14 protein-coding genes are annotated in these 17,476 nt (G+C 49.8%); 2 read left to right on the top strand and 12 right to left on the bottom strand.

The annotated features are described in order from the left end of the window. Window positions 1–93 precede the first annotated feature (93 nt). From ABC395_RS04710 to ABC395_RS04700, 3 genes are all read right to left on the bottom strand, one after another. A complete protein-coding gene (locus ABC395_RS04710; protein WP_413001103.1) occupies window positions 94–309 on the bottom strand; it encodes a hypothetical protein in 216 nt (71 codons plus the stop codon). Further along, a complete protein-coding gene (locus tag ABC395_RS04705; RefSeq protein ID WP_413001101.1) occupies window positions 246–1,121 on the bottom strand; it encodes an HRDC domain-containing protein in 876 nt (291 codons plus the stop codon). The genes ABC395_RS04710 and ABC395_RS04705 overlap by 64 nt, the downstream gene beginning before the upstream one ends. A 141-nt stretch (window positions 1,122–1,262) precedes the next feature. Then, the gene (locus tag ABC395_RS04700; RefSeq protein WP_413001100.1) at window positions 1,263–2,162 is read right to left on the bottom strand and encodes a protein phosphatase 2C domain-containing protein; all 900 of its coding nucleotides are present in this window, start codon (window positions 2,160–2,162) and stop codon (window positions 1,263–1,265) included. Between the two features lie 601 nt (window positions 2,163–2,763). Here ABC395_RS04700 and ABC395_RS04695 point away from each other — a divergent pair. Further along, complete coding sequence (locus ABC395_RS04695) at window positions 2,764–3,057, top strand: DUF3055 domain-containing protein (protein WP_103994606.1); 294 nt, start codon at window positions 2,764–2,766, stop codon at window positions 3,055–3,057. Window positions 3,058–3,128: 71 nt separating this feature from the next. Continuing rightward, window positions 3,129–3,392, top strand: a complete 264-nt coding sequence (locus ABC395_RS04690) for a hypothetical protein (protein WP_042229375.1) — start codon at window positions 3,129–3,131, stop codon at window positions 3,390–3,392. Window positions 3,393–3,539: 147 nt separating this feature from the next. On the opposite strand, the gene ABC395_RS04685 is transcribed toward ABC395_RS04690, so the two are convergent. The 9 genes from ABC395_RS04685 to ABC395_RS04645 form a co-directional block, all read right to left on the bottom strand. Continuing rightward, window positions 3,540–5,036, bottom strand: coding sequence for an RCC1 domain-containing protein (locus ABC395_RS04685; protein WP_413001097.1), 1,497 nt, complete (start codon window positions 5,034–5,036; stop codon window positions 3,540–3,542). A 144-nt stretch (window positions 5,037–5,180) separates the two neighbouring features. Next, window positions 5,181–9,254, bottom strand: coding sequence for an alpha/beta fold hydrolase (locus ABC395_RS04680; RefSeq protein ID WP_413001095.1), 4,074 nt, complete (start codon window positions 9,252–9,254; stop codon window positions 5,181–5,183). A 159-nt stretch (window positions 9,255–9,413) separates the two neighbouring features. Then, entirely contained in the window at window positions 9,414–9,803 is a 390-nt protein-coding gene (locus ABC395_RS04675; RefSeq protein WP_413001094.1) for a DUF350 domain-containing protein, read from the bottom strand. Continuing rightward, window positions 9,800–10,471: a signal peptide protein gene (locus ABC395_RS04670; protein ID WP_413001092.1), complete on the bottom strand. Its 672-nt coding sequence runs from the start codon at window positions 10,469–10,471 to the stop codon at window positions 9,800–9,802. Before ABC395_RS04670 ends, ABC395_RS04675 begins: the two co-directional genes overlap by 4 nt. Continuing rightward, complete coding sequence (locus tag ABC395_RS04665; RefSeq protein WP_413001090.1) at window positions 10,468–11,673, bottom strand: glutathionylspermidine synthase family protein; 1,206 nt, start codon at window positions 11,671–11,673, stop codon at window positions 10,468–10,470. Before ABC395_RS04665 ends, ABC395_RS04670 begins: the two co-directional genes overlap by 4 nt. Next, complete coding sequence (locus tag ABC395_RS04660) at window positions 11,673–12,599, bottom strand: hypothetical protein (protein WP_413001089.1); 927 nt, start codon at window positions 12,597–12,599, stop codon at window positions 11,673–11,675. Before ABC395_RS04660 ends, ABC395_RS04665 begins: the two co-directional genes overlap by 1 nt. A 25-nt stretch (window positions 12,600–12,624) precedes the next feature. Beyond that, complete coding sequence (locus ABC395_RS04655; RefSeq protein ID WP_413001087.1) at window positions 12,625–12,843, bottom strand: hypothetical protein; 219 nt, start codon at window positions 12,841–12,843, stop codon at window positions 12,625–12,627. A gap of 233 nt (window positions 12,844–13,076) precedes the next feature. Then, window positions 13,077–13,982 carry a 5'-3' exonuclease gene (locus ABC395_RS04650; RefSeq protein ID WP_413001086.1) on the bottom strand — a complete coding sequence of 302 codons (906 nt, stop codon included), beginning with the start codon at window positions 13,980–13,982 and terminating at the stop codon, window positions 13,077–13,079. Window positions 13,983–14,079: 97 nt separating this feature from the next. Further along, window positions 14,080–17,352: a glycosyltransferase family 39 protein gene (locus ABC395_RS04645; protein WP_413001084.1), complete on the bottom strand. Its 3,273-nt coding sequence runs from the start codon at window positions 17,350–17,352 to the stop codon at window positions 14,080–14,082. Window positions 17,353–17,476 lie beyond the last annotated feature (124 nt).

The following is a 17,476-nucleotide window of genomic DNA, read 5'->3' as shown; positions in this document are numbered from 1 at the left end:
CGGGGGACCGCGAGCCGGTATCGGCTGTCTATCTGCCCATACACCGGACAGTCCCTGGTAAAGGCCAAAGTTGCCCGTTTGCCGTTTTTCCGGCTAGCCCGCTTTTTGCTCCCCGTCCCGCTCTTTCGCCGCTTCTTCTTTCTGCTTGCGGATTTTGAATCTAAGCAGCCGCAGCCACTCATACACGCCATCGGCCGTCTGGGAGTCAGGCAGTTGTTCCCCGTATAAGCCTTGGAGAATCGGCTTCAGGTAGCGGTCCCCCATTTCCGCGAACAGCCGCTCGGCTTCGGCCAGCTGCTCGGACGGCACCTTGGCCAGTTCGCTCTCGATTCCCGCAAGCACATCGTAACCATCCCGCTCCAGTTCTTCCAGCAAGGCAACCAGTTCCCGGGATGTAAAAGAGAGCTCGGTCCGCAGCTGTGCCAGACTGCCGCCGTCCGCCATCGCTTCCAGAAGTCTGCGCTTGCCCGACTGGCGTGCAGCTTCTTCTGCACCCGCCGTTCCAGCTGCCGGCTCATCCAGGCTTCGAACTGTGCACGATCCGTTGCGGCCGCAACCCAGCCCAGCGGAAAATCCGTATGCCGCTGCTTGTCTCTTGTGATCCGCAGGACATCGCCTCCGTATTTGGATGCCCGGTTCTGTCCGAAGCCCGGAATGTGAAGCAATTCCTCCAACGATTGCGGACAAAAGGCCGCGATCATCTGCAGCATCCGGTTGGAAGCCAAAATAAACGGCGAGCGGCCTTCTTTAAAAGATTGTTCGCGCCTCCACGCTCTCAGCTCTTCATAGACAGACTCATCGGCGTGAAGCTCACCGTAGTATTGAAGAAGCTGTGTCATTTCCGCCTTCGCGGACAATCCCGCCTGCTCTTCCCCGACTCCCCGGAGCATAGGCTTAAATCCTTCCGCCAGCTTTAGCTGGAGTCCTCTTTTGATAGCGCCGACAAGCTCTTCCCAAGAGATTCCTTCATACCAGATCTCCTGGACCGGTTTACCGTTGTCGTTTACTTCATTCCACATCGCCTGCCAGATCCCCGTCTTCTCCCCCGCATAAAATTGAGCCTGTTTCACTTTCCCTTCTTCCACTTGTTTCTCCAAAGTCGTTAAATAAATGACGTTCATACATGTCCTCCTCTGTTTCGTTGATAAATAAGGCTCCGAAACGCAAAAAGCACCTCTCCTGCCTTGTGCGTAATAAAACGCAGGCGGAGAGGTGCTTCCTCTGTGTACTGAGCTATACGTGAAATTCTATCATACTCCAATTTATTTTACAACAATTTCCTTTCGCGGCATCGAACCGATTTCCTTCTCGCTTTCTCTTTGAAAAGAAAGTATAATCCCGGTCTTGTCATCCGAGCGCTTAAAGCGCTGCACGATGCGGCATTCCGGATCATCCTGTTCGAACGCTTCCAGAGCGTCTACGCAGCTGTCCAGTCCTCCGTCGATTACCGCATGCACCCAGTCCGCCGGGCTGCCCCGGTGCTCTTCCCGCCACGGATAAATCCCGTCCGTGACGAGCAGCAGGTGCACCAGCCCCGAGCGGGCGATATACCCGCTCTCCAGGTGCCGGGCCAGCGCGTCATCGCCGTTGATGACGCTGTAGCCGCCGGGCCGGTTGGCGCGCCTGCGGTTCGCCCGCAGCGCCTCCGTCACTTCCGGCGGCTGCACCCGGCGCTCCCATTCGCCGGGATATTCCCGGCGCCAGAGCGCCAGTGCGCGCTCGTCATGGGACTCCACCGAGTCCCGTGTCACCGCGCGCACCACGCCGTCTTCGTAGACGGCGTAAACCATGCAGTCGCCGGATTGCACCCAGGCGACACGGTCCTCGTCCACGCGTATCACGGCGTGGACGGCGCCCCACCGGCTGCCGGTGTCTTCGGAGCGCCCCTGGAGGCGCTCCATTTCCCCGTGCAGCCGCGCATTCGCCTCGAGCGTCGTACGCTCGAGGTCGGCTCCGCCGGCGTCCGCGAAGCAGGACGCCACAAGCTCCGACGCGATACGGCCCGCGGTGCGGCCTTGCGCGTCCTTATACGGCGTCAGGCCCGAGACGCCGTCAATTACGCCGAACACGCCTGCTTCCGGCGCCAAAAGCAGCGCATCTTCGTTGCACGCTCCCTGTCCCTGCCGGATAACACTTTCCACTTTGTATGAATACGGCAGCATCCTGTTCTCCCCTTTTCAAACAAACTTTAAGATCGGTTCACTCCTCGAGGCCTGGACTTTTGTCGGGGTCCCGCCTCGTACCGGGGTCCGTTACGCCGGACTGTTGTCCGATGTACAATAGGTTTATAAACAACATCGTACAAACGATTCACTCTCTTACTCGAAAAGGAGGCAGCCCGCCATGACCAAACCCGCACAAGACCGCCCTGTTCAAAAAAGCGTACGCATCGTTCTTTCCATCCTGCTCCTGGGCTCCAAATCCGCCCATTTTCCCGAGAAATTATAGATAACGGACCTGCGTTTTAAATACCCTTGCCATTTATATATAAATACCAATAATGTCAGGCGCGGCTGCATACTGTGGCTTACGATGGCCGATTTCGGCCACCTTGCGTCTGCCCGGCGGCCCCCTCTCGCTTTTGCGAAACCCCTGCTGCTCGGCCTTATCATACCTTATAACGCTCCAACCGGGCAAAAGTATTCCATTATCACCGACAAAAACGAATTCATCTTTTTTTCGCCGTTTCCGTGACCGTTCTTGGACGCCGCGCCCCGCTTCCTATATAATCGGGAGTATTAACCGGTAAATGGAGTGAACGTGATGTCCGAATTCGATTTTTTATATGACCATACCGAAGATACTTCTACCCGCTTTGTCAGCTTTGTAGGCACATCTCTGCACCGCTTCGATCTGGCGGTAACGAACACCAACCGCTTTTACGGCAAACAAATGATCACCGATCTGCAGTCCGGCAAAACCGCTATCATCGGTCCCGATGATTTAAATGAAGAAGGCTATCTCGAACACGTGTACAAAATTTCGGAGGAAGAAGCCGAGGAGCTTCGCTCTTTTCTTTTCCAGATCGTGGGAAGCGTGAATTTTACGGATATTTGACGCTCCAAGGGGAGAAAATGGGAAAAGACCATAACCGCGCCTTAACCGGCCGTTTGATCAGGAGGTTTCCCATGGGTGATGAATTTTTGAAAGAAGAAAGCCGGGGCGCCGACCTGTCTACCGTCGAGTCCCAGCGGAACGATACGATCCCCGAAGAGTTCCCGGAAGGTCCTTACGGCTCGTCCGTCCTGAGCGAATCGCTCGGTAAAAGCACTCCGTGGCGGGACGACCAGCGTCCTACGAACCGGTTCCGCTACGAAAACCGTGAGCTTCATTACGGGATCGAACGGGATTATCCCGGAGACGACCAGTCGGAAGAGACGCCCGGCCCTTAAACGCCCGCAACCCATAAGCCGTAAGCCGCCGCCCGGTGAAACTTGGCATGCCCGCCGTTTGGCGACCATGCTCTCTTCAACGCAGCAATCCCCGCTCCGAGCCTCGATGGCTTCCGGTTGGCGGGGATTGTTCATTGCTAAGTCAGTTTACTCAATCTTCAAAATACACCTTACACCTGCTTTTTGGAATCCCGATACTTCAATAGTATAACGCGTGTTGGCTGTAACATTTAATAATATACTTGAATAGGTAGAGTTATTGTAATCATCATTCGTTTCTAGAAGAGTTCCGTTGCTGTCGTAAACATTCAAAATCGTGTCAGCTTTCATGTCAAGAAAACCTGTTGAAATTGTCACAGTCCCATCCTTAGGTGAAACAAAAGTATAGCTTTTTGTTGTGCCGTTCGGAATATCCAGTTGGACTGTTTGTCCTAATTGCAACTGATCATTGGAAATTAGCTGTAGTCCCGTACTAGTAGGATAAGGTTTTTTTCCTCCAATGGTGCCTTCACCTATTTGCCCGGAACTATTATTTCCCCAAGCCCAAACAGTTCCATCATTACGAATAGCCAAAACGTGATTATCGTTTGCTTCTATAGACATTACTTTATCAAAAGGATCCATATTGGGAAATACCGGAGTCTGTGGAGTATAAAAGATATCTCTAGTACCAATGGTTCCTACTCCTAACTGACCGGAATGATTATATCCCCAGGTTCGAAGTGTGCCGTCCTTACGAAGAGCAATAGCAACATTACCCCCTACCACAATATCGTTTAATTCATTAACATTCGGGACCTGGGTGGGAACTCTTATATCAACAGCTTTACAAGTCGATTTAAAACCACTAATATCACATCTTCCCCAATTCCAAAGAGACCCGTCATTTTTTACGGCCATGGAGCCATCTCCTATAGAAATAGCTTTTACCGATTCCAAATTTTTAACTTTTACTGGTGATATACGTTTTTCTGTAGAACCATCTCCTACTAGCCCATTCAGATTTAAGCCCCATCCCCATACAGTTCCATCACTGCTTAGAGCAAGAGAGTTAGTTGGACCTGTGTCAACAGCAATTATGTTGGATAACTCTTTTATTTTAATGGGTGTAGGTCTTTTATCATTTCTAATATCTACACCGATTCCCAAATTCGCATTACTATTTTCCCCCCAGGCATAAACGGAACCATCACTTTTAACGGCAAAGACTGAATTAAAATGTGCCGCAATATCCACTACCCCGTTTAAATTAGGTACTTGTACTGGGTTTAATTTCTTGACCAATGTACCGTCGCCCAGTTCCCCATCGTTATTTTTCCCCCATGACCAAACCGTACCATCGCTCTTAACAGCATAACTAGACCCATACCCTGCAGCAATTTTCACGACGGAATTTAAGTTAGGGACTTGAATTGGGATTGGAGAATCCTTTGTAGTTCCATTTCCCAGTCCACCAAAGTCATTATTCCCCCATGCCCATACCGTGCCATCGTCCTTTAAAGCTAATGAATGAAAAGATCCTGCAGCTACACTCGGTGCTATCGACGTAGCTGCTCTTGCTTGTGAAACATCGTAGTTGAAACTAGATGCCCCAAGTATAGACAATAAAGCTAACTTACCAAAAATACTAACTTTCTTTCCCATCTCAGTACTCCCTTTCACATAGAGGTTAATTTTTATGACTAGTTGAATATAGCACCTATAGAAAAATTTTTTTGCCAAATCTTGTCGAATAAATAAATATAAACATAAAAAAGGCGAAAATATGAATTTTCGCCTTTTTATTAGTTAATTTGTTGTTATTTTTATAACGGACCCACTAGACACATTTCCGGCACCGTCTCTCGCTTTTATGAATATAGTATAATTCTGATTTGAAGAAAGACCGGTGAGTGAATAATTTTCAGAGGCTGTATACCCTACTTGCACACCGTTATTATAAATTTCATATCCCTTTACATAACTAATATCAGTAGAAGGTGACCACTTAATAGTAGCTGAAGTAGACGTTTTACTTATAACCGTTAAATTACCCGGATTTGTAGGAGGAGTGCGGTCAATTTTTACGTGCCCGACTGCTTCCTCACTTGAAACTCCAGTTGGATTTAATGATCTGGCATATACAGGTGTAATGCCCTCTGAATTAATTGGAATTTCAGTGGTGTAATCCGTCCATGTGCCTTGGTTTCCTATTTTGTATTGTAATTTAAACAGGTCCGGTGGTGAAACGGAGGGAATAATGGCCACTAATACCTTACTTGATGTCCAATCCGTATTGCTCAACTTAACTGTGGGTTTGGCAGGTCTTGATGATTTGATTGTAAAGCTAAGAGTGGTTTCTTTACTAATATTTCCAGCTACATCTAGGGTCCTTGCAGATACAATATAATCGCCTTCATCTTTTAGAAGTAACTGACCTTGAAAATCTGTCCAATTTGAATTTCCTATTTTGTACTGACTTTTTAAAACGCCGCTTCCCGAGTCTCTTCCATGAATTAGATTTATTTCGGCACCTTTTTCTGATTGATAATTGTTTATAACAGGAGGTTCCGGAGATGTTTTATCAATCTTGATCTCTCTTGAAAGAAAGTCGGATTTATTAGTATTTCTATCTATGGCAACAGATCTTAAATTATAAATTCCATCTCGTTGCAGTTTCAAAATTGAAGTGTACTGGACCGGTTCCGAGTCATCAAAACTATACAGAATCTTACTGATGCCTGAATTTTTATCCGATGCGCTTAAATCGATTGCCACATCCGATTTGTACCATGAATTACTGCCTAGATCTCCTTGCAGCTTCATGTCTATTAGCGGTGGTTCTTGGTCTGTTGATTGAACGTCATCCAAAATTGCCGAAGGTGCAATTATGGTATCGGCTATCCCGTCTCCCTCATTATCTACCTTAAGCACGATTTGGTCGTCAAGATTGGTATTCGAGGTGATCTTTGTCGATGGATGTATAGCAACATTCTCAAATCGGATTGTCTTAACTAGCTTATCTGCCTCGTCCCATTCCTGCAGGGTATATGTCATTTCTCCTTCTCCGGTTCCCTTGAGCTCAATGTTGTAATTATCTTTATTCAGAAATGCAATTTTCATATCATCTGATTCAAAATAACTGCCAGACTCAATGTCTTCTGCATATTCCTCACCTTTTGTTCTACCCATATGATTTCCCAGGCTATCATAAACGTGCAGATCAACAGGGCATTCGATTTTTAGTTTATATTTTCTGGAGCTTTTCGAAATACGCGGCAATTGGATAGAATCCTTTTTGTTTAACAGAATATTTTTTACCGCGTTTCTTGCCGAATAGTTTGAAGGTATATTACTGTGTTCCGCCTTTACATAATAGGCGTTCTTGTTTAAAAGATTTCCTATATTGGCGCTAATAATAGGTACTGTACCATCACCATTGACCGGATTAATATCAACTTTCCCGGATTGGACATAAAGACCGTTTTTCTTTTGATAACTGGTTATAATTTCTCCGATAGTGGACTTATTCTCCCCAATAATTTGATAAGAATCTACAGAATTTAAGCTCTTGACCAGTTCAAACGAATAATGATAATTTTCCGCGATATTTAATAGTCCTTTTTTGAAACCGGCAACACTATCCGCTAAAAAATACTTGGTATCCTGATACGTTTTCTGCGGGGCGATAACATCTTTTTCGTACCAGTTATTAAAATACTTAGCCTTTAAATAATGCGTGTGATTGTAAAGAAAATAACTTTCATTTGGGATTAACTGATAAATCGATTGCATATTTAAAGCCAAGGGTTTTAAATACTTTTTTAATACTAAATCACGAAAATCATCCAAAAACCTTCCTGTCTGCAACGTATACACACTCTTGGGGGAGCCCAAAAATGGTGTACCGAGTGTAATTAGCTTGTCCACTTTACTTGAGTTTCCGTTCGCAATATACTTTGTGGCGACCAATCCGCCCATACTGTGTGCTACGATGCTTACTTTAACGATACCTTTTGAGGAAAGCACTTCATTTATCCGTTCTTCTAATTGCTTTGCGGTAATTGAATTATCCAAACGAAAATCATAACCAAAATAAATTACATCAAATCCGCTTCTCATCAAATCATCTTTTAATGTTCCGTAATATTCACGTAGCGGTTCATCAATAAATACAGAGTGTTTTGGAATTCCATTATCATTCAGGGCTATTTGTTCAAAATCATAAGCTAATGACTTTACATTCGGTTTCCATACAAATGAAGCCGAGTCTTTGTTCTCTTTTATCCCTGTCGCAGCAATGCCTGGAACTATAATCACTGTTTTATTTCGTATCTCGACCAGTACACTTACTTCTTCAAAATAATCGGGTGAATCAATAGGAGTAATTCGGATTTTATAATCTCCGGGTTTATCGGCAGTGAAGTCCCAAAATCCCTCTTGAACATCAAACAAAACGGCAGCTTTAGGTTTAACATTAACGCCATTCAAATAAATATCTATTTTTGTATCGTGCGGTTTATCATCATAACGGAAATATATACGCGATGTCTCTCCGACATCTATCGGTGAGGCGCTAGCATAGGCATGTGTACTTAAGATTTCTATCTTATCTCCGGTCCCATATACGGAATCAGTTACTTCACCGTCCGAAGTAATTTTAACCTTTCTCTTAAAATTACTTCGTATTGCATCCGCAGGATTCACTATTCCAAAACCAGAAGATTCAAAGTTTATACTGTCGGCTGAATTTAGAAGCGCTGAACGCACATCATCAGCGCTCCATTCTTTATGATAACTCCAAACCAAAGCAGCAGCTGCCGTTACGAAGGCTGCCGAGACCGAAGTACCTGACGCATGCGTGTAGGTGCTTTTTAAATCTGTGGTCAAAATATTTGCACCCGGTGAAACTAAATCTACCTTGCCGAAATTTGAAAATGATGAAAAATTTAATTGTTTATCAATAGATGCAACTGAAAGGACAATCGGATAATTTGCCGGGAATACTGCCCCCTTCGATCCATTATTACCTGCAGCACTTATAAGCAGTATATTATGCGATCTCGCTCTATTTAGAGCTTCATTCAAAGCATAGCTTGGACGTGCGGTACCGAAACTCATATTTAAAATTTGAATATTATTTTCGATAGCCCAATCAATAGCAGAAACAGCACTGCTAACAGTCCCTTTACCCACAGAATCCATAATTTTAGCGGAATATATTTCTGCAGAAGGTGAGAGTCCCTTTAAACCGTAACCATTAACTTGACTATTAATAATGCCCGTTACCTTTGTTCCATGTCCGTTTTCATCATGGTTACTTTGATCCGTAAAATTAATAGAACCTGATATATTTAAATCTTCATGATTTGCATCTATACCCGTATCCAAAATTGCAATCTTAATTTTCTTTTGATTCTCAGTCGGAACTATTTCATTGATATTAAGTAAATCATAACCCCAACTAGTTTGTTCCGGCTTGTTTGCCTCATAAGTCGATTTGAATACAGAAGCTGATTCAAGTAAAGAGATTTCTTGGTCCTCTTCTATGTATTCAACACTTTCATTGTTCTTAATCTCTTTATATTCATTTTCATTTAGCTCTACAACGGAATACAGGCTATTTTCCAGTGTATTCCTACTCTTTTTTTCTGTCATTAAACTTTTAATTGTTCCCTGATGTGCATTTCCAGATTTACGTTTAATCAAGTATTTCTTTTTTTCAGTTCTAGATTCAGCATTTCTTTGTTCGTTATAAGCTTTAAAATGTACGCTACCTTCATTTGGATTGTATGCAGAGGCTGCTGGGACAAATAGCTGATGTAAGATAAAAACGGAGCAAAAAATTTTTGTATACCATTTTAGATGAAATCCACGAAACATATTTTATCTCCTTTGTTTATATTTTCTATTACATGTTATCATAAATATTTATAATAAAACTAGTTATTTCCTTTTATTGTTGTCAAAATAAAAAATCCTTTCGCGTTAATTGGAATAAGCCAACTAACACAAAAGGATTAATTTTTAAATAAATGAAGCTTAAATAATCAAACTGCTCATGGAAAACGCAACTCCGACATAGATCGCGAACAGCATAATACCTACCGCCACGTTGCCTTCCTTAAGCTGCTCTGACAGTTTAATGCCCGGCGTCAGCAAGTCGAAAACGAAGTAGGTCAAAAGCAGGCAGACGTACCCTATCGCAAACCACATGGCCATATGAAAGATCGAGGAGTTCGTGTAAGCCGCAACGCCCAGAATAATGGCCGTTCCGAAAAACTTCCCGCCCAGGGCCAGGCCCACCGCCTTATTGCCTTTGCGGAGTTCCTCCATGTCGTTAAACGGCGTAATCCAGTTAAAAATGACCATGCCGATAATCTGTAAAGCCACAATCACGATAAAACTGACTAAAATATTCAAGGCGATCATTCCGCCCACCCCCTGAACTTGGACATGGCCAAATCATAATTCGAGAAGTCGTGCACTTCTTCAAGGACGATCTTCACGCGTTTCTTGTCTTTAATCGCCGCATACCGCTCATCGGAAATCGGCTGTTTCACCTTGTGCCCCGATGGCATGGAAACGACGGCAAAGTCCCGGTGTTTATCGCCGTACTGCGTCTTGTAGACGCCGACGAGATCGACCTCGGTCTGAATTTCCGTCTTGAGCTGGCTCATGTCGGTTTTTGCCGCGCTTTCGGTTTTAAACGTTTTAAGCGGTGTCCATCCCGAAAGCTTCACATCGTTCTTCCCGTCGGCTCCGGTTTTCATTTCCGCGGTCATAAAGCTCAGTACCCAAACCTGATCTCCCGTAGCAAAATTGCCGTCGTTCGGAAGCATATCGTTGTTCGGCAGGAGCGTCATATCGCCTCCGATAAGATCTCCTACTTTGGCCTGCTCGACTTTATAATCCCACGGAACTACGCTGGATTCGGCCGATCCGCCTGATCCGGTCGATCCGCCGGTGTTCTTCTTATCGGAACATGCGCCGATTAATCCGAAAACCAGTAGAAGGACGAGCGCCGAGAAAACCCCGATCATGACCCTGCTCCGCTTCTTCCCTGATCCGTATCTGCCGTTCATCGCAGGTCTGCTCATTTCTGTTCAACTCCTATCGCCACAAAATGACTCGCATTGCCGGTAATCAAACCTCCCGCACGGCCCAGCAGGCCGCATGGCTGTCCGTTGATGACAAACATCCCGGTGAGCAGCCTGTGTTCTCCGTTGGCCAGTAAAATCCGCGGTAAATCGGCCCGTGCCTGGTACACGTTCGTAAAAAGCGTGCTGGTATCGAAGCCGTCTTCGTCCTGGATATCCATTTGGCCCGAAGCGCCGTACATGCGCACGGAGCCTCCTTCGCGGCCGAACATCGACTTGGACACGTAGCTGCTTTCAAAAACCGGCTGGTTGTAAGTCGGCAGCATATAACGCTCAATGGCCCGGTGTTCTTCCGGCGTAAACAAAGGGGCCATCATTTCATGGAGGCCCCAAATCACGGCCTGCAGCCCTTTGGATTGCAAAATAATCGCGTGAAGAGGATTAAACAGCCGCAAATGGCCGTTCTCAATGGAGTACGCGAGAGCTTCTCCTCCGTCGTCCACGCCCATCCACTCTTTCGGGTAGAGGGCGAACATGCTCCCGATTTCCCGGTTCTTCCCGTCTTTGAGAATGCCTTCGTCCACCCACAGTTCCAGACAATCTACCGGTCGGACTTCACGTCCGCTGTGACGGATCAGCATATCGACGGTGCCCGAATCTTCCAGATGTTTGCCGTAATCTATGCATGCGGCAGCCTCCGGCATCTCCTCCGACCAGGCTTGGCGGACGAGATCCGGCATTGCCGTATTGGGGCTGTGACCGCCGTACCGGCCGCACATCCACGGAGTGACAACGGAAGCTTCCACATAGCCGGTCGGCGTATCCGCATTCAGCTCCAGCAGCTTGATATCCCCTTCTTGGGATATGCTGAAATCAAAGCGCGCATACCGGCTGAGGAGTCCCTTCGGACCCAGCTCCAGTCCGTCCAAACCGTCCCAAAGCACTTCCGGGATGCTCAGCATATCGTACAAATCCCGCCGCCCGATAACAAACCGGGCCCCTTTATCGAAAATGTTCCACAGGAGACTCGACGCCCGGTTCAGCTCTTCATAAACATCACGGTCCATGAGCACGAGCTGGTCGATCCAGTACTGTTCTTGCTCCAGATCCGCCCATGTAAAACCCATCCGGCCCAGCTCGGCCACATAAGCCTCGCGGTCCTCATGCGGCTGCCCGGTTACCCTGAATGTCCGTCTGTCCATCAGCTGCCGCTGGAAGAGCTGCCGGACGAGCTGAATCCGCCGGATTTGCCGCCGATGCTGCCGGACGACGAGGACGAGGATTTACTGGATGAACCGGATGAAACGGAACCCGAAGAACTGGACGTTCCGGATTTCGCGCCGGTGGAACCGCTGCTTGTCGAGCTCTTGCTTGAGTTGTTCCGCGAATTAATCGTCGATTTGCTGTTAAAAGCTCCCGTTGTTTTCGAAGTTTTCGGTTTGACCGTCGAATTCGCCGTAGGTTTGTTCTGAAACTTCGTCGAATCGTACGTCGGCACCGAGTAAGGCTTCTTCGTACGGTAATCGTAAGACGGACGCGAGCTGGACCAGCCGCTCGACGAATAAGAGCCGCCGCTGTTGAAGATCAGGTGATACAGCATCAGGTCGGTCCAGTCGAGACCGTTGTTGTACACGATCGGAGCGGCTGAGCCTACTCCCGCTCCCGTCCCGCCCGTGCCTACGCCCGCGGAAGGCGTGGGAGTCGGAGTCGCTCCCGGTTTATCCAACTGATCCGGGAGAGGGATGTTCCAGTCCGCGCTCGGATCGAAATAGGTTTTGACATCTTCGTTCGACCATTCGATGATTTTCGGTTCTCCCGCTTTGCTCTCGGCGTAAACCGCCGGAAGCAGCAGCAAGTTGGCCGCCAGCACGACACCTAGCGACGTGTTCAGCACACGAAGCGGCTTCGGGGTACGCGTCGTCGTCCTGCGTGCGGCACGCGCCTCCGCCGATTTTTCCGCGGCAGCCGCACGTTCAGCCAGCACCGCTTCGGGAGAGCTCTTTTCGGGCGCTCCGGCGTTATCCGCTGCAACCGCTTCCGCACTGTTCTTGCCCGCCGCAGCTTCGAGGGCTGCAGCCGATTCCTTATCGTTAAGCCCGCCTGCGTTGTTGTTCAGATTGTCGTTCATTGCAAGTCCCTCCAATTCTGACTTCTTACTCACTCGCTTGCTTGTTAATGGGCAGTACCAGCACTTCCAGCCTCTGATTCTCTACATCGAGCCTTCCTTCGATCATTTCGTACTCTTTGCCGCCGACTAACAGAAAATTGGCATGCTCCATCAACGATAACATCGCGGCATTCCAATTACGCTCATCAATCGTCTTCAATTCGCCGTTTTCCAATTTTTCGATAATCAACACGTTAGCTTCCATCTTTATCATCCTTTCAAAAATGCGTTAGGAAATTATCATGCTATTTCTAACGTTTGAGCGGCGGTTTTGTTTCATTTTTTTCCGAAATGCTGTAAACAGCTCATTCCCTAACATACCAAAAACAAGAAATGGTGGGAACCCTTTTGTGACATTTTAATAAGAAGTTGGGGTGTAAAAGGAGAATGTAAAAAGCGATCCGCCGGCCTGAACCGCACGAATCGCCCTTCGTTTCCCTACAAAAAAGCCGGCTGGCCGACCAGCTTGGCCAATCCCTTAAACTCCAGCTCCTCGAACTTCGTGAGCACCCGTTCGTGATCGATGGCCCAGCAGCACTCCTCCAGCGCGCAGGCGACCGGGACCTTGAGGAAGATCGTCGCCAGCTCCCGGGACATGTAAAGCATATCGAGCTGCGCTTCGATCTTCGCCCGCACTCCTTTCGGAAGTTCGGCCAGATTCTCGAGAATCCCTTCGATCGTGCCGTACTGCTGAATAAGCTTCAGCGCCGTTTTCTCTCCGATGCCTTTTACACCCGGATAGTTATCGCTGGTGTCGCCCATAAGCCCTTTCAAATCAATGATCTGGGCCGCGGTCAGATTCCGCTCCTCCAGGAGCAGGTCCGGCGTGTACACGGCATAGTTGCCGTGGCCTTTTTTCATAATAATGACGCTTACGCTGTCGTCCACGAGCTGAAGCAGGTCGTGGTCTCCGGTCAGGATAAACACATCCGCGGAATCTTTGTACGCATGGGCCAGCGTTCCGATGCAGTCGTCCGCTTCGTAGCCGCTCATTCCCACGTTAGGTACCCCGAAGCAGTCCACTACTTCTTTGACAAGGTCGAACTGGGGAATAAGGTCTTCGGGCGCTGCGGCCCGGTTAGCCTTGTAATCCGTGAACTGCTCGGAACGGAACGTTTTGGAGCCCATATCCCAGCATACGATAACGTGTGAGGGCGAAAAGGTCTGGACGGCGTCCCAGAAATACCGCACGAAGCCGTATACGGCATTCGTCGGCACCCCCGCGCTCGTCCGTTTAATATATCCGGTCACAGCCGATGCGTAGTAAGCCCGGAACAGCAGGGCCATCCCGTCCACCAGCAGGACTGAAGGTCTGGTTTGTGTCACAAATATCTCTCCCATCATGGGCCGAACCCTGATTCTACCCCTCTATTATACCACACGGGGGCAAGCCTTCCTTTGCAAGAAACGGTTGATAGAGTGAACAATTGTTTCCATGCCCTCAGAAAAAGTTCCAGCCCGGCAGCCAGTGGAGCCAACCGGTGTACGAATCATCCACGACCAGACCCGAAAGCAGCGGATAAAAGACCGCAAACAGCACGGCTGCGCCGGCCAGATATACATAAATCCACCGTTTCAGCTTCGGCCTGGTTTCGATAAGATGCCGGAGGAAGAAGACGATCATCAGGATCATAAACGGTACCATGGCGAAATAATGGTAAATAAATGTCAGCCTCGGCACAAGCATCCACGGCAAATATTGCGAGGCATACGCAATCAGCAGGAAGCGGAGCGGCTTGTTTTTCGTTTTAACGGCGGCCCACAGGGCAAGCAGCACGCAGAGCAGCCCCGGCCACCAAACGAGCGGATTTCCGAACGATACGATGCTCGACATACTGCCCGGCGGAACGAATTCGCCTTTGTAGTACCAGATCGGTCTGAGCATCAGCGGCCATTCCCACCAGCTTGAAGAGAACGGATGGGTCGCGACCAGCCCGCTGTGATAACTGTACATATGCTGCTGGTACGTGACCACATCGGCCAGTCCGTGGCCCGGACCCGGCACCAGCATAAACGGAATATAGGAGGCCGCATAAATGACGGCCGGAATAAGTACATAGAAAACCACGCAGAAGAGCAGGGTGTACACCGTATTCCGCGGAAACTTACGGACGATATGCCGCCATCGTTCCCGGTCCTCGTCGGTGCTCTCCGCGGTATGGAAACGCTCGAATACCCCTGGGATACGCGGCTGTCCGGCTTCGCCGGAAACGGCGGATATGCCTGACGCCCCGGCTGCTTCCGCCGGTCTGTCCCCGGTCCGTACCCGGTCCGGTCCCTCCGCCGTGGATGCCTCCCGGCTCCACTCGGCAAGACCGCGCCGTGCCTGCCTGTATTCGCCGAACCGCTCCCAGAGCGACAAGGCGAGCAGCACGGCAAGACCCGCCCCTCCGTAGATCACGATCCACTTGGAGGCGGCGCCGATACCGAACGTGATTCCCGCAAGCCCGAGCGGAAGCAGCGTTTTGCGGAGCGGTACGTCATAGAAGCTCAGCGTCGTATACCGGTACATAAAGGCAAACATCAGCATGATAAAAAATACGCCGTACACGTCGATGGTAGAAATCCGTGTCTGGGCAAAGTGCATAAAATCGACGGCGAACAGAAACGCCGCCATCGCCGCATACTCCGTCCGGCCGAACAAGCGCTTCGCCATCACATACATGAGCGGCAGCATCGCGACGCCGAACAGCGTGCCGACAATGCGCCAGCCGAACGGGTTCATTCCGAACAGGGTGATACCCGCCGAGATCAGAATTTTGCCCAGAGGGGGATGTGTGCTCTCATAAGGCTCGATCCGGTACAGGTGCTCGTAAGCCGTCCGGGCGTGATAGATCTCGTCGAAATAAGTGCCGTCTTTGTAGCCGGGATTAGCCGGTACGATCGCCTGTTCGTCGAATACCTTCCGGTGGTCCCCGGAAGTCTCTGTATCTTCACCCGGAAGTACGCTCACGGGCAGAGGCGTGTCGGACGTTCCGTCGAAGAAGGCCGCCTCATGCAGGGCGAATCCGGCGGCAAGCGGCGTGATCTTCACATACCGGGCATCCCGTTCCGTTTTTACGACATTCCAGGTAAATACCTTGGTATAATCCGATTTCACGTCGATCGGCTCATTCCAGGTAACCCCGTCCACGGAGAATTCGTACCGGAACTCCCCTTCTCCGGCGCCGGCAAAATCATGGATGCGCGTCAGATGCTTCGTCGCGCCGAGATCGGCGACGACGGTATCCGTCTGACCGGCCGGCTTCCAGAACGTCTGGGGCGCGTCGAACGACCCCAGGTTGACCAGCGCGATCACCGCGTAAACCGCGGTGATTCCGCCCATCAGCCAGCCGTCCTTCTTCGTCAGAAGCGGCTGTCGGGCCGCCACGGCTCCGTCCCGGTCCCATACGACGGAGCCCCGGTTCATAACGCCGGCGAGAAGCCCCTTCCCAACGGAGGTTCCGCCTTGAAGCCGGGCATCCGCACCGGCGGCTTTTTGCGCCCATGTGCGCGCAGCCTGCCACGCCATCACGAAGAGAAGCACGTTCAGCAAGGACACCAGGATAAGAACGGGATCGTGCTTGGGGATGTGGAACAACCCCTTCGTGCTTTTCCAGAGCACATACCCCACATTCGCGAAATGCGTCACCGAAAAGCCGGCGAACAGCACCAGCAGCCTCCTGTCCTTCGTCCGCAAATAAGCGGCCAGCAGCAGGAGCAGTCCGTAGAACAAATACCGTTCGTGCATTTTGGTCATCAGCATAAACGCGCTTGCGGCAAACAGGAACCCGGCGTACAGCCCCGCTCCCTTCCTGTTCATGTTTTTAGCGAAGAATGCCAGAGCGAACAGGAGCGACAGCACAAACAACAGCGTGCCCCAAGCCCCGTACGTGAGCGAGAAGAGGCGGCCGTCGGCCGGCTCGAAATTGCCCCCCAGCAGGGCCAGAAGGTTAAAAGCGTTCAGCGAGGCGTACGGATACGAAGCCAGCGTGCCGAAATACAAGTCCGGCAGCCAGAGCGGCCCCATTTTCCAGGCAAAAGGCAGAGCCGGCAGCAGAAAGGCTGCGGCCCCTGCGGCTGCGCTGACCGCAAGCTCACGTCCGAATCCCTTGTTCCGGAAGCGCCAGAACAGCGCCAGCAGGAAGAACGGGCCGAAAAGCAGACCCTGCGGTTTAAGCAGAACCGCCAGTCCCAGGTAAACCGCCGCAGCCGGGAACTTTCTGTCCTCCACGCGCAGCAGGGACAGAAGGACGAACAGCATAAACAAAGAATCTACCTGGCCCCAGGCCGCCGAATTGATCCATACGGCCGGATTCAGCATATACAGCGAAGCCAGCACGGCAGCCTGCCGCACGTTCACGTGACGCAGAGCCAGCCGGTACAAAAGAACCGAAGCCAGCAGATCCGCCAGCATGGGAGGCGTTTTCAGCAGCACCAGTGAAAGTCCCGTTCCCCATTCGATCCCGAACAGATGGTGGGCTGCGCCGATAAGATACAAGATATACATGTACCCCGGCGGGTAATCCAGAAAATAGCCCGGGTCGGTGTAAAGATTTCCGAATCCGACCGTAAACGCCCGATCCGCCCACGCCATAAACGTGCGCACATCGGCTACGTAGCCAAAAACGTTTGGAGCCACGAGAAAGCGGATGAGAACGGCTGCCGCCAGCGCCAGAGCGAACAAAGCGTGCCGAACATTCGCCTCCTTGGGCATCGTTTCCCCGATTTGCATGCGTTCACTCCTTTACAGCTTTGTAAAATCCAGCGTATTTCTTCCTATTATGGAGGAACCGTCCCTCGGTTGGCAAACACATTTACCTCCGGCGCCTCCGTGCAACCTTCGTGCCCCCTGACGA

It is taken from the genome of Paenibacillus canaveralius (assembly GCF_047238265.1).
Lineage (GTDB): Bacteria > Bacillota > Bacilli > Paenibacillales > NBRC-103111 > Paenibacillus_F.
Note: the sequence above shows the minus strand (reverse complement) of the source record. Positions and strands in the feature narration are given on the sequence as shown.

What these genes read in the sequence shown, in the direction of transcription:
- ABC395_RS04705 (WP_413001101.1), bottom strand. Translation starts at nt 1,121, where the DNA reads ATGAACGTCATTTATTTAACGACTTTGGAGAAACAAGTGGAAGAAGGG.
- ABC395_RS04700 (WP_413001100.1), bottom strand. Translation starts at nt 2,162, where the DNA reads ATGCTGCCGTATTCATACAAAGTGGAAAGTGTTATCCGGCAGGGACAG.
- ABC395_RS04695 (WP_103994606.1), top strand. Translation starts at nt 2,764, where the DNA reads ATGTCCGAATTCGATTTTTTATATGACCATACCGAAGATACTTCTACC.
- ABC395_RS04690 (WP_042229375.1), top strand. Translation starts at nt 3,129, where the DNA reads ATGGGTGATGAATTTTTGAAAGAAGAAAGCCGGGGCGCCGACCTGTCT.
- ABC395_RS04685 (WP_413001097.1), bottom strand. Translation starts at nt 5,036, where the DNA reads ATGGGAAAGAAAGTTAGTATTTTTGGTAAGTTAGCTTTATTGTCTATA.
- ABC395_RS04680 (WP_413001095.1), bottom strand. Translation starts at nt 9,254, where the DNA reads ATGTTTCGTGGATTTCATCTAAAATGGTATACAAAAATTTTTTGCTCC.
- ABC395_RS04675 (WP_413001094.1), bottom strand. Translation starts at nt 9,803, where the DNA reads ATGATCGCCTTGAATATTTTAGTCAGTTTTATCGTGATTGTGGCTTTA.
- ABC395_RS04670 (WP_413001092.1), bottom strand. Translation starts at nt 10,471, where the DNA reads ATGAGCAGACCTGCGATGAACGGCAGATACGGATCAGGGAAGAAGCGG.
- ABC395_RS04665 (WP_413001090.1), bottom strand. Translation starts at nt 11,673, where the DNA reads ATGGACAGACGGACATTCAGGGTAACCGGGCAGCCGCATGAGGACCGC.
- ABC395_RS04660 (WP_413001089.1), bottom strand. Translation starts at nt 12,599, where the DNA reads ATGAACGACAATCTGAACAACAACGCAGGCGGGCTTAACGATAAGGAA.
- ABC395_RS04655 (WP_413001087.1), bottom strand. Translation starts at nt 12,843, where the DNA reads ATGGAAGCTAACGTGTTGATTATCGAAAAATTGGAAAACGGCGAATTG.
- ABC395_RS04650 (WP_413001086.1), bottom strand. Translation starts at nt 13,982, where the DNA reads ATGATGGGAGAGATATTTGTGACACAAACCAGACCTTCAGTCCTGCTG.
- ABC395_RS04645 (WP_413001084.1), bottom strand. Translation starts at nt 17,352, where the DNA reads ATGCAAATCGGGGAAACGATGCCCAAGGAGGCGAATGTTCGGCACGCT.